The organism is Pseudomonas sp. GW821-FHT05D12 (assembly GCF_059419825.1).
In genome coordinates this window covers 208,283-220,023 of the sequence record NZ_JBWKSN010000011.1, presented here as the reverse complement: position 1 = coordinate 220,023, position 11,741 = coordinate 208,283, and the positions used below count along the sequence as shown (strand labels likewise).

Below are 11,741 nucleotides of genomic sequence, written 5' to 3'. Positions count from 1 at the left end.
CGTGAAGATCAAAATGTGGGAGCTGGCTTGCCTGCGATGGCGGCTTGTCAGTCACAACATCAACAAGCGACCCGCCGCTATCGCTGGCAAGCCAGCTCCCACACTGAATTGTGCTCGGCCCAAGATCTCAATCAATCCGCGCAAACGGCTCAATCATCGGCTGCTCCCGATGCTCGGCCTGCCACAAGTCGTAGGCGCTTTGCATCGACAGCCATAGGTGCGCGGTACTCACGCCGGCTCGCTCAAACCTCACGGCAAGGCCGGGGCTGAGAGGCGCGTGGCCATGCAAGATCCTTGAAAAGGTTTCGCGGGCGAAGCCAAGGTGCCTGGCCATTTCGGTGATGGTGATGCCCAGGGCAGGGACCACATCCTCTAGCAGGATTTCACCCGGGTGAGGTGGGTTGTGCATACCCCTATAGAGACTCCTATTCAGTGGTAGTCAAGATAATCGACTATTTCGGCTGGGTCTTTGAGCAATAGCCTGAAAAGCCTATCCGAACATTCTTCGCTGTCTGTCGGAGGACCAGGCGACACGCCCTCGCAGACCATGTAAATGATCAAAAAATGTCGGAATGGTATGAGTTGGCTGTAGGCGAGTTCTGCATTTGATTGAGCGGGTATTCAAGCCTGGGTGGGATGGATAGCTTCTGCGCTTCTCACTGCCAGCTAGGACTCGCAAATGGCCGTACCATTAATGCCGCCTGGTGTTTCAATTCTTGAAAACATGGCGATATCTACATGCAAACGCATTCATCTCAAGCCCGGGTCGGCGTTCGCCTACTCCTGGTTTTATTCTCAGGTTCGTGCCGCCGGCCCCTGGAACTACAAGAGGCGGGGACGTCAATACGAGGCTTTTGGTAATTTCAATTACGGTGCAACAGGCACCGTGCTGGGGATTCCAGAGCATGTGCTGTTGCGGGCGGCAGGTGTTGCTCAAACCCTCGCAAAAACCACGCTTCCGGATTTTGGATTATGGTGGGGCGGTGAGCCTTTTGGTGACGACCCGCGAGATCAATATTGGATAAGGAGAGGTATTGAGTATGCAATTTCTCAAGGCCATTAAGGGACTCACACCTGTTCTGCGTAATTGCTTGCTGGCGGTCTGCCTGATCTATATCGGCGGCAGTTGGCTGATGTCACCCGGAGCGCCGGCTCTGGACGAAGTGGTGTTGAAGTATTCCTTGGGCAACGGTAATTCGATTTACGGTGCGCGAGATGGCCAAGGCGGAGCGACGGTGGGCTTTTCCTACAGATACTACGTCCATAAGGATCTGGGTAATGATCAGGAAATACTCACCACATTAGTGTCGGCACATCCCTTTCTGAAAACCCAAGAGCCCACTGTGCAAGTGAGTGAGCAGGATGGCGAGCTTCGATTGGATGTTCAGGGGCGGGTGTATGAGTACAAGAGTTATGCCCTCGAAGGCCTGGGAGGGGCCAAGGTAGTCATGGCGTTGTGATTCTCGATGCTGCGCGCGAGGTTGGGCAATATCAATGTGGCGAGCGGGCTTGCCCCGCGTTGGGTTGCGCAGCAGCCCTAAAACCTGCCAACTCGGCTTACCTGAAGCAACGCATTTATCTTGCTGGGGCTGCTTCGCAGCCCAACGCGGGGCAAGCCCGCTCGCCACAGCCACAGGAAGTGCTTTGCCTTGAGAGTTGTGGTGAGCCTTCGGATTTTTCCTGCAGGATTTTGAGCCTTGCATGAACTTGTCGCGTGCAGTCAGCGCGCCTAGTCTTCGTTCCGTCATCACAAAAAACGGTGACACGGACGTGCAAGTCCGACGAAACTGTTTAGGCGTACAAACGCCCTGCCAACCAACGGGCGTTTTTTGTGCTCGCTGCTTTATGGCGGCTGCGCGCAGGAGGTCTTCGGACCTGCTGGGTGTCCTAAACAGGCCCGGTCTTGCACACCTGCGCACGGTCGCCACCCTCATTCGCGTGCAAGCGAACGGTGGCGCTCCTTACTGACTGTTTAGGAGCTTCATCATGGTCAAACCTACCCCCAATCCGCCCCTCTTCACCGTAACCCCCCACCAAAACACCGAAACCCTGCTGGTCAATGCCAGCGAAACCCTGTCCTCCCTCAACGCGCTCACCTGCAACCTGGCCTTCGACCTGGACACTTCTCAGCGCGCCATCCTGCTCGGGATCCAGCAAATGGCCGAGATGGGGCAGTTGTTGGTGGATCAGGCGCTGGAGCAGATTTCCCCCTCCCCAGCGGCTTAAAACTTGATCGTTCCCAAAAAGGGACCTATCGTTCCCTTTTTGGGACTCTTTGGCCGCCGTCATGCACACCTTACCGCTCAGCACCGCGCTCTTCACTGTCACCCAGCAAAAAGTGCTGGGCCTGCTTTTCGGTAAGCCGGACAAAAGTTTCTTCACCAATGAAATTGCGCGGTGGGCTCAGGTGGGCAAAGGCAGTCTCACCCGTGAACTGGAGCGCTTGCAGTCAGCGGGCATTTTGAGCATGACGCGCCAGGGCAACCAAACCCACTACCAGGCCAACCCCCAATGCCCGATCTACTCGGAGCTGTTAGCCATTGTGCGCAAGACGCTGAGCCTGGATGAGCCATTGCGCAATGCATTGGCACCGTTCGCCGAGCACATAACCTGGGCCTTTATCTACGGCTCCATCGCCAAGGGCGAGGCGCACTCATCCAGTGACATAGATCTGATGCTGATTGGCCAAAGCCTCAACTACAGTGAAGTCATGGAGCGGCTTATACCGTTGGAAGAGCAGCTGGGGCGCCCCATCAACCCGACGCTTTACACCCCTGAAGACTGGATTGGCAAATGGAATGCCGGGAACAGTTTTGTGCAGCGGGTCGTGCAGCAGGACAAGATCAATCTGATGGGGGGCAACCCCCTGGTATCCACGGATGGACAGCAAAGCAAACCTGGAGAATCTGCAACGTAGCGGTGGCTTGAAAGCTGAGCCGCCGGATCGTAAGGAGTGTGATGGGCTGATGCGTTCTGCCAGGGATCGGTTGAAGGACGCCGGTAATGCCGCGTTATCGTTCGCCAGTCGTTTCGACCTGGCTTATAACGCCGCCCATGCTCTCGCACTCACGGCCTTGCGCCTGCAAGGCTATCGCTCGGACAAACGCTATCTGGTCTTTCAATGTCTGGTTCACACCACCGACGTGGGCAAGGTGGCGGTAAGGTTGTTGGCCCTGTGTCATGAGCGTCGAAACCTGGCGGAATATGAAGGGTATATGGATGAGGATGAGGCGCTGCTAGGCCAGTTGGTTGATAGCGCGACGGCACTGCTGAATAAAGTGGAAGTTATGTTGGCTGGCCATGAGTGGCGATAGGGAGGGGCCGGCGCCCGCTTGCGAAAAAGGTCCCAAGCAGGGACTGATCAGCCCCTTTTGGGGACCGCTATCTCACAGACACCACTGAACAAATGTGGGAGGGGGCTTGCCCCCGATGGCTGAGTGTCAGTTGATACATCACTTGGCTGACCCACCGCCATCGGGGGGCAAGCCCCGTCCCATATTTTTGATCTTCACTGGGCTCGGGTCAGCATTTGCTGATGCTCCATTACTCCAGCCGTAATGATCCGTCGCCCAGCTTGATTGATGGCCCCCCGAATCACTCCTAAGGTACAGCCCACGACAGCAAACCCGTGGAGCGACCATGACAACGACAATAACCCCCGACTCGCGCTGGACGCGGCGACGCGACGAGAAGCAGCGGCGGCTCGGGCTGGTCAAGCACTTTGCCGACGGGGCCGTGTTGCCCAGTGACAAGATCGTCGCGGCGCTTGAGGCGTTGATCCTCCCCGGCGACCGCGTGGTGCTGGAGGGCAACAACCAGAAGCAAGCCGATTTCCTCTCGCGCTCCCTGGCCAAGGCCGACCCGGCCAAGCTCCACGATTTACACATGATCATGCCCAGTGTCGGCCGCTCCGAGCACCTGGACCTGTTTGAAAAGGGCATCGCGCGCAAGCTGGACTTTTCGTTCGCCGGCACTCAATCCCTGCGCATCAGCCAGTTGCTGGAAGACGGCCTGCTGGAAATCGGCGCGATCCATACCTACATCGAACTCTACGCGCGGCTGGTGGTGGACTTGATCCCCAATGTGGTGCTGTCTGCCGGGTTCATGGCCGACCGCGCCGGCAATATCTACACCGGTGCCAGCACTGAAGACACTCCGGCATTGATCGAGCCTGCCGCGTTCAGCGATGGCATCGTGATCGTGCAGGTCAACCAGTTGGTGGATGACGTCAGCGACTTGCCCCGCGTGGACATCCCCGCCAGTTGGGTGGATTTCGTGGTGGTGGCCGACAAGCCGTTCTACATCGAACCGCTGTTCACCCGCGACCCGCGCCACATCAAGCCGGTGCATGTGCTGATGGCGATGATGGCGATCCGTGGCATCTACGAAAAACACAATGTGCAATCGCTCAACCACGGCATCGGCTTCAACACCGCCGCCATCGAGCTGATCCTGCCCACCTACGGCGAGTCCCTGGGCCTTAAGGGCAAAATCTGCCGCAACTGGACCCTCAACCCGCACCCGACCCTGATCCCTGCGATCGAAAGCGGCTGGGTGGAAAGCGTGCATTGCTTCGGCACCGAACTGGGCATGGAAAACTACATCGCCGCGCGCCCGGATGTGTTCTTCACCGGCCGCGACGGCTCGATGCGCTCCAACCGGATGTTCTGCCAACTCGCTGGCCAGTACGCGGTGGACCTGTTTATCGGCGCGACCCTGCAAGTCGACGGCGACGGCCATTCCAGCACCGTGACCCGTGGGCGTCTCGCCGGGTTTGGTGGCGCACCGAACATGGGTCACGACCCGCGCGGTCGTCGCCACGGCACACCGGCCTGGCTGGACATGCGTCACGACGATGCGCCAGAAGCCTTGCTTGAACGCGGCAAGAAGCTGGTGGTGCAGATGGTCGAGACCTTCCAGGAGGGCGGCAAGCCGACCTTCGTTGAGACCCTCGACGCGGTGGAAGTGGCGCGCAAAAGCGGCATGCCGCTGGCGCCGATCATGATCTACGGCGACGACGTGACCCATCTGCTCACCGAAGAAGGCATCGCCTACCTGTACAAGGCGCGTTCACTCGAAGAACGCCAGGCAATGATCGCCGCCGTCGCCGGGGTGACGGCCATCGGCATGCGCCACAACCCGAAAGACACCGCACGCATGCGTCGCGAAGGCTTGATTGCCTTGCCCGAAGACTTGGGCATTCGCCGCACCGACGCCACCCGTGAGTTGTTGGCGGCCAAGAGCGTCGCCGACCTGGTGGACTGGTCGGGTGGTTTGTACAACCCGCCCGCCAAATTCAGGAGCTGGTAAATGCGCGCCCTCAAACTGCATGAACTGAGCCTGGCTGATCGCCTGGCAGACATGGCCGTCGACGCGTTGATCGATGAGGCTGACTTGTCGCCCAAGCCCGCCCTCGTGGATCGGCGTGGCAATGGTGCCCACAACGATTTGCACCTGGGCCTGATGCACGCGTCGGCGCTGTCGCTGTGGCCGATGTTCAAGGAAATGGCCGAGGCAGCGATTGACGTCGGTGAAGTCGGCCTGCCCTTGCGCGAAGCCCTTGGGCGTATCGGCCGCGAAGGTGAGCAAGCCATGCTCGCCACTACCGGCGGCGTGAATACCCATCGCGGTGCGATCTGGGCCCTTGGCTTGCTGACCGCAGCGGCGGCGTTGGAGCCGCGCGCCGTGACACTCAACGCTGCCAAGCTGGCCTTGTTCAACGACCGCTACGCGCCGCAACCGATGAGCCACGGCGCCCAGGTCGCACAGCGTTTCGGCGCACGGGGCGCCCGTGAGGAAGCGCAACTGGGCTTCCCTTCGGTGGTGCAACGCGGCCTGCCGCAACTGCACAAGAGCCGCCGGCAAAACGTCGGCGAACAGAACGCGCGCCTGGATGCCTTGCTCGCGATCATGACGGACCTGGCCGACACCTGTGTGCTCTATCGCGCCGGCCTGGAAGGCCTGCATGCCATGCAGCGCGGCGCCCAGGCCGTGCTCGATGCAGGCGGCAGCGCGACCCTCGCCGGTCGCCGTCAGTTGCATGAATTGGACCACCAACTGCTGGCCCTGAATGCCTCCCCCGGTGGCGCCGCCGACCTGTTGGCCGCCTGCCTGTTTATCGACCGCCTCGACGGAGCGTTGTGATGGAAACCTTATCCTTTGAATTCCCCGCCGGGCAACCGCCAAAAGGCCGTGCGCTGGTGGGTTGCGTCGGCTCGGGTGACCTGGAAGTGCTGCTGGAGCCGGGCACGCCGGGCACGCTGACCATCCAGGTGCAGACCTCGGTGAATGGCGCCGCGCTCCGCTGGCAGCATCTGTTCGAACGGATCTTCCAGGAGCAGACGCCACCGGCCTTGAAGATTGATATTCACGATTTCGGCGCCACCCCAGGCGTGGTGCGCCTGCGCCTGGAGCAGGGCTTCGAGGAGATCGGCCATGACTGACCTCACCAAACACAGCTTTGTCGAACTGGGCGCCCGGCAGCGGGCCAAGTCCTTGTTGGACGCCGGTTCCTACCGCGAACTGATCGACCCATTCCAACGCGTCATGTCGCCCTGGCTCAGCCGCCAAGGTGTGGTGCCGCAGGCCGATGACGGTGTGGTGATTGCCAAGGGCAGCATCGATGGAAAACCGGTGGTGATTGCCGCCATCGAGGGCAACTTCCAGGGCGGCAGCCTTGGCGAAGTAGGCGGTGCAAAAATCGCCGGCGCTTTGGAGCTGGCAGCCGAGGACAATCGCAAGGGCATCCCGACCCGCGCCGTGCTGTTGCTGGAGACTGGCGGCGTGCGCCTGCAGGAAGCCAACCTGGGCCTGGCCGCGATTGCCGACATCCACGCGGCGATTGTCGACCTGCGCCAGTATCAACCGGTGATTGGTGTGGTGGCGGGCAGTGTCGGGTGCTTTGGCGGCATGTCCATCGCCGCCGGGCTGTGCAGCTACCTGGTCGTGACCCGCGAAGCACGCCTTGGCCTCAATGGCCCGCAAGTGATCGAACAGGAAGCCGGCCTGGAAGAATACGATTCGCGCGACCGCCCGTTTATCTGGAGCCTGACCGGCGGCGAGCAGCGCTTCAACAGCGGCCTGGCCGACCGCTACGTGGCAGACGATGTGACGCAGATCCAGCAGACCGTCACTGCATTGCTGCAACAAGGCTTGCCTGCTCAACAGCGCAGCCGTCAGGCCGAACATTACCTGGCGCGTCTTGCGCAACTGGACGCCACGCCGCAAATCGACGCGGCAACGGTACGCGACCTGTATCAAGGAGAACGCTCATGAGAGGCTTGCAGTGGTTCAACGCATTGAGCGCCGGCGCCACCCCTGTCGACGGTCTGCCGCAGTCGCTGAGGGTTGCCGACGGTGTCTTGGGTGAGCAGACGGTGCGCTTTGTCGCCGTGGTCACCGACCCTCAGAACCGCTTCCCGCGCGCCCGTAACGGCGAAGTCGGGTTGCTCGAAGGCTGGGGCCTGGCCAAGGCGGTGGATGAAGCCATCGCCCACGGTGACCAGCGTCCGATCATCGCCATCGTCGATGTACCGAGCCAAGCCTACGGCCGTCGCGAAGAAGCCCTCGGCATTCACCAGGCCCTGGCCGCCGCCGCCGACAGCTATGCGCGCGCCCGGTTGGCCGGCCACCCGGTGATCGCACTGCTGGTGGGCAAGGCGATGTCCGGGGCGTTCCTCGCCCACGGCTACCAGGCCAACCGCCTGATCGCCCTGCGTGACCCCGGGGTGATGGTGCACGCCATGGGCAAGGCCTCGGCGGCGCGGGTGACCCTGCGCAGTGTCGAGGAGCTGGAAGCCCTGGCCGCCAGCGTGCCGCCGATGGCCTATGACATCGACAGCTATGCCAGCTTGGGGCTGTTGTGGGAGACCTTGTCGGTCAGCCAGATTGAACAGCCCACGCCGGACGATGTGGCGCGGGTCAGCGATTGCCTGGTCAATGCGATCAAGGATATCGACGGCCGCGATTTGAGCGGGCGTCTCGGCGCGGCTAATCGCGCCGCCTCCAGCCAGGTACGCCAGCTGCTGCGGGAGCAATGGTGAACGCCCACGATTTGCTCTGGGGCATGACCCCGGCGCACGTGCCTGCCGACGCACCGGCCTGGGTACTGGAGGCCGTCGCCTCTGGCCATCCGGTGGTGGTGCGCCGCGCCATGGCCGAGCCGGGTCATGTGCCCGTCGGCGTACGCGGGCGGTTGCGTGAGCAGCGTTATGCCGCCCAGATGCCGCTGGCGGCAGTGCAGCGGCGCGTGATCCCCGAGGCTCTGTGTGGTGTGGTCTCGCCACGGGATTTACCCGCGCTGCGCGCGCTCGATTTATTGCGGCCGGTGCTGGCGCAGGAGGCGTGGGGTGTCACGGGCAGCGCGGGTTTCGAGTTGGCCAGCGGGATTCAAGCGCTGCACGCGCAGAGTGATCTGGATTTGATCCTGCGTACGTCGGAGCGACTTGAGCGCGCTGATGCCGAGGATCTGCTGGCGATATTGAACACCGCACCGTGCGCCGTGGATCTGCAACTGCAAACCCCGTTTGGCGCCGTCGCCTTGCGCGAATGGGCAAGTGGGTCACGCCGCGTGCTGCTCAAGACCGCCAGCGGTGCACACCTTGTGCAAGACCCTTGGCAGGCCGTGGCATGAGCAGCCTCCTGGTTTTCCCGGGGCAGGGCGCCCAACGGCCGGGCATGCTCCACCAGCTGCCTCTGGAGGTGTTGGAGCAGGCCAGTGAGGCCTTGGGCGAAGACGTCCTGGCGCTCGACTCGGCGCAAGCCCTTGAGTCGACCCGCGCGGTACAACTCTGCCTGTTGATCGCCGGTGTGGCCCACGCCCGCCTCCTGCAACACACCCCGGATTATGTCGCGGGCCTGTCCATCGGTGCCTACCCGGCGGCGGTAATTGCGGGCGCGCTGGACTTCGACGAGGCCATCAAACTGGTCAGCCTGCGTGGCGAGCTGATGCAAAACGCTTATCCACATGGCTACGGCATGACCGCAATCATCGGCCCGGCGTTATCCACAGTGGAAAACCTGCTGGCCGAAATACACAGTGCTGAAACGCCGGTGTACCTGGCCAATATCAACGCCGACAACCAGACCGTCATTGCCGGCAGCGATGCAGCAATGAAGCTTGTCGCAGAACGCATCCAGGGCAACGGCATCGCCAAGCGCCTGGCGGTCAGCGTGCCGTCCCATTGCGCGCTGCTGGATGCGCCTGCCCAGCGCTTGGCCCAGGCGTTCGGTGCACTCAAGCCGCCGCGCATCACCTACTTGAGCAGCACGCGTGCGCGGCCGATCCACAACCCCGAGCAATTGCGCGACGACCTGGCCTTCAATATGTGCCGCGTCGTCGACTGGCGCGGCACCGTGCAAAGCGCCTACGAGCGCGGCGTGCGCCTGCAGATCGAACTGCCGCCGGGCGCCGTGCTCACCGGCCTGTCACGCCGCGTGTTTGAACAAGGCACGGTGATCGCCTGTGAAGGCGCCCGCCTGGACACCTTGCAGGCCTTGCTGGAAGAGGAGGAGCGCCGCCACCGATAAAGCACCACCCAAGGCTTTCGAAGCACAAAAACAACAATTTCGATCGAGCACTTTGAGGACAACAACAATGATTATTTACGGTGTGGCATTGCTGGCGATCTGCACGCTCGCGGGCGTGATCATGGGCGACATGCTTGGCGTGTTGCTCGGCGTCAAATCCAACGTGGGCGGGGTGGGGATTGCGATGATCCTGCTGATCTGCGCCCGCCTGTGGATGCAAAAACGCGGCGGCATGACCAAGGATTGCGAGATGGGCGTGGGCTTCTGGGGTGCGATGTACATCCCTGTGGTCGTGGCGATGGCCGCGCAACAGAACGTCGTCACTGCCCTGCATGGCGGCCCGGTCGCAGTGCTCGCGGCGATTGGTTCGGTGGTGGTGTGCGGGTGCACCATTGCCCTGATCAGCCGCACGCACAAGGGTGAACCTTTACCCGATGAAGAGCCGCTGATCACGCCGACACCTGTCGTGGGAGGCCGCTGATATGTGGGATCTCATTGAAAAAGGCTTGGAACATAACGGCCTGATCACCGCGTTTGCCTTCGTTGGCGTGGTCATGTGGATTTCCGTGGTGCTGTCCAAGCGACTCACCTTCGGACGCATCCACGGCTCGGCGATTGCCATCGTCATTGGCCTGGTGCTGGCCTGGGTCGGCGGCACGATCACGGGCGGGCAAAAAGGCCTGGCCGACCTGGCACTGTTTTCCGGCATCGGCCTGATGGGCGGCGCGATGCTGCGTGACTTCGCCATCGTCGCCACCGCGTTTGAGGTGCAGGCCACCGAAGCGCGCAAGGCCGGCATGATTGGCGTGATCGCCTTGCTGCTGGGCACGATCCTGCCGTTTATCGTCGGCGCGAGCATGGCCTGGGTGTTTGGCTACCGCGATGCAATCAGCATGACCACCATCGGCGCGGGCGCGGTGACCTACATCGTCGGCCCGGTGACTGGCGCGGCGATTGGCGCGACCTCGGATGTGATGGCGCTGTCGATTGCCACCGGGTTGATCAAGGCGATCCTGGTGATGGTCGGCACGCCCGTGGCGGCGCGTTGGATGGGCTTGGATAACCCGCGCTCGGCGATGGTGTTTGGCGGCTTGGCCGGCACCGTGAGTGGAGTGACGGCAGGCTTGGCGGCGACGGATCGGCGATTGGTGCCGTATGGCGCGCTGACGGCGACGTTCCATACCGGGCTGGGGTGTTTGCTCGGGCCTTCGCTGCTGTACTTCATCGTGCGTGGGTTGGTGGGCTGACCCCCGATAGCGGAGTGTCAGGCTGTCCCCTGCCGATTGGCATACATCCGACACTCCGCCAACAACGCCAGCAAGTTCGGATCACGCTCCTTGGCCTTCAGGAACACCACGCCGATATGCTGCTGCAACCGATACCTGGGTTGCAGCGGTATCAGCTTCACGCGGTTCTCGTACACCGCCGCAATCCTTCCCGGCAGCAGCGCATAACCCACGCCCGAACTGACCATGCTCAACAGCGTGAAGATGTCATTGACCTGCATCGCCACCTTCGGCTCGAACCCCGCCTGCTTGAACACGCGATTGCCATCCTGGTGCGTTGCGAAGCCCTGGGTAAGGGTGATGAAGGTCGCGTCGCGCACGTCGGCAAGGTCGATTTCCCGCTCGCGGTCGAAGGGCGAGTCGGCCGGGGTGGCGAGGAAGATGTCGTCGCTGAACAAGGCAATCTGTTCGCAGTCGGGATCGTTGGCGTGCTCATCCAGAGAGATGAGGATCGCGTCCACTTCCATGTTCTTGAGCTTGTACAGCAGGTCGAAATTCGAGCCCAGGATCAGGTCGATATTGAGTTCGCTGCGCCTGATTTTGAGGCCCATGATCAGTTGCGGCACGGTCTTGACGGTCAGCGAGTACAGCGAGCCAAGCTTGAAGCGCTCGGCGGAGAACCCGGCGGCTTCGCGGGTCAGGCGCACGCTGTCGACCACATCGGCGATGAGTTTTTGCGCGCGCTCTTCAAGCACGTAGGCGCTTTCCAGCGGCGTGAGGTTGCGCCCTTCGTGTTTGAACAGCGGGCAGCGCAGGGCATTTTCCAGCGAGTGAATGGCGCGGTGCACGCTGACGTTGCTGGTTTGCAGCTCGGCGGCGGCGCGGGCCAGGTTGCCGGTGCGCATGAACGCCAGGAAGATCTCGAGCTTTTTGAGGGTGAATTCTTCGTCGATCAGCATGGCCATGGGCTCTTGTTCGAATGCCGTC

Annotated in this window: 16 protein-coding genes; 14 read left to right on the top strand and 2 right to left on the bottom strand. The window is 61.8% G+C overall.

The window, feature by feature from the left end; all coding sequences use genetic code 11:
- Positions 1–127: 127 nt before the first annotated feature.
- Complete coding sequence (locus AC07SI_RS21360; protein WP_495006462.1) at positions 128–409, bottom strand: HigA family addiction module antitoxin; 282 nt, start codon at positions 407–409, stop codon at positions 128–130.
- Positions 410–679: 270 nt separating this feature from the next.
- Here AC07SI_RS21360 and AC07SI_RS21355 point away from each other — a divergent pair, with 270 nt between their 5' ends.
- The 14 genes from AC07SI_RS21355 to madM all read left to right on the top strand — a co-directional run bounded on the left by AC07SI_RS21355 (position 680) and on the right by madM (position 10,775).
- Positions 680–1,063, top strand: coding sequence for a polymorphic toxin type 44 domain-containing protein (locus AC07SI_RS21355; protein ID WP_106802397.1), 384 nt, complete (start codon positions 680–682; stop codon positions 1,061–1,063).
- Positions 1,041–1,460, top strand: coding sequence for a hypothetical protein (locus AC07SI_RS21350; RefSeq protein WP_065902111.1), 420 nt, complete (start codon positions 1,041–1,043; stop codon positions 1,458–1,460). Before AC07SI_RS21355 ends, AC07SI_RS21350 begins: the two co-directional genes overlap by 23 nt.
- 526 nt (positions 1,461–1,986) lie before the next feature.
- On the top strand, positions 1,987–2,226 hold the full coding sequence (locus AC07SI_RS21345) for a DUF6124 family protein (protein WP_495006461.1): 240 nt from the start codon (positions 1,987–1,989) through the stop codon (positions 2,224–2,226).
- Positions 2,227–2,287: 61 nt separating this feature from the next.
- On the top strand, positions 2,288–2,917 hold the full coding sequence (locus AC07SI_RS21340) for a nucleotidyltransferase domain-containing protein (RefSeq protein ID WP_213554043.1): 630 nt from the start codon (positions 2,288–2,290) through the stop codon (positions 2,915–2,917).
- Positions 2,880–3,314, top strand: coding sequence for a hypothetical protein (locus tag AC07SI_RS21335; protein WP_106802400.1), 435 nt, complete (start codon positions 2,880–2,882; stop codon positions 3,312–3,314). The genes AC07SI_RS21340 and AC07SI_RS21335 overlap by 38 nt, the downstream gene beginning before the upstream one ends.
- 325 nt (positions 3,315–3,639) lie before the next feature.
- Positions 3,640–5,310 (top strand): malonate decarboxylase subunit alpha, encoded by a 1,671-nt coding sequence (mdcA, locus tag AC07SI_RS21330; RefSeq protein ID WP_065904906.1) that lies wholly within the window; start codon positions 3,640–3,642, stop codon positions 5,308–5,310.
- Positions 5,311–6,144: a triphosphoribosyl-dephospho-CoA synthase gene (locus AC07SI_RS21325; protein ID WP_495006460.1), complete on the top strand. Its 834-nt coding sequence runs from the start codon at positions 5,311–5,313 to the stop codon at positions 6,142–6,144.
- The gene (locus AC07SI_RS21320) at positions 6,144–6,443 is read left to right on the top strand and encodes a malonate decarboxylase subunit delta (RefSeq protein ID WP_213554037.1); all 300 of its coding nucleotides are present in this window, start codon (positions 6,144–6,146) and stop codon (positions 6,441–6,443) included. The genes AC07SI_RS21325 and AC07SI_RS21320 overlap by 1 nt, the downstream gene beginning before the upstream one ends.
- Positions 6,436–7,275, top strand: coding sequence for a biotin-independent malonate decarboxylase subunit beta (locus tag AC07SI_RS21315; RefSeq protein WP_106802403.1), 840 nt, complete (start codon positions 6,436–6,438; stop codon positions 7,273–7,275). The genes AC07SI_RS21320 and AC07SI_RS21315 overlap by 8 nt, the downstream gene beginning before the upstream one ends.
- The gene (gene mdcE / locus AC07SI_RS21310) at positions 7,272–8,042 is read left to right on the top strand and encodes a biotin-independent malonate decarboxylase subunit gamma (RefSeq protein WP_495006459.1); all 771 of its coding nucleotides are present in this window, start codon (positions 7,272–7,274) and stop codon (positions 8,040–8,042) included. The genes AC07SI_RS21315 and mdcE overlap by 4 nt, the downstream gene beginning before the upstream one ends.
- Complete coding sequence (locus AC07SI_RS21305; protein WP_495006458.1) at positions 8,036–8,632, top strand: malonate decarboxylase holo-ACP synthase; 597 nt, start codon at positions 8,036–8,038, stop codon at positions 8,630–8,632. Before mdcE ends, AC07SI_RS21305 begins: the two co-directional genes overlap by 7 nt.
- A complete protein-coding gene (gene mdcH, locus AC07SI_RS21300; RefSeq protein WP_495006457.1) occupies positions 8,629–9,528 on the top strand; it encodes a malonate decarboxylase subunit epsilon in 900 nt (299 codons plus the stop codon). Before AC07SI_RS21305 ends, mdcH begins: the two co-directional genes overlap by 4 nt.
- A gap of 67 nt (positions 9,529–9,595) precedes the next feature.
- Positions 9,596–10,009, top strand: a complete 414-nt coding sequence (gene madL, locus AC07SI_RS21295; RefSeq protein ID WP_064454526.1) for a malonate transporter subunit MadL — start codon at positions 9,596–9,598, stop codon at positions 10,007–10,009.
- Between the two features lies 1 nt (position 10,010).
- A complete protein-coding gene (madM, locus tag AC07SI_RS21290) occupies positions 10,011–10,775 on the top strand; it encodes a malonate transporter subunit MadM (RefSeq protein ID WP_058426582.1) in 765 nt (254 codons plus the stop codon).
- A 17-nt stretch (positions 10,776–10,792) separates the two neighbouring features.
- Here madM and AC07SI_RS21285 read toward each other — a convergent pair whose 3' ends face one another.
- On the bottom strand, positions 10,793–11,713 hold the full coding sequence (locus tag AC07SI_RS21285; protein WP_065904893.1) for a LysR family transcriptional regulator: 921 nt from the start codon (positions 11,711–11,713) through the stop codon (positions 10,793–10,795).
- Positions 11,714–11,741: the final 28 nt, after the last annotated feature.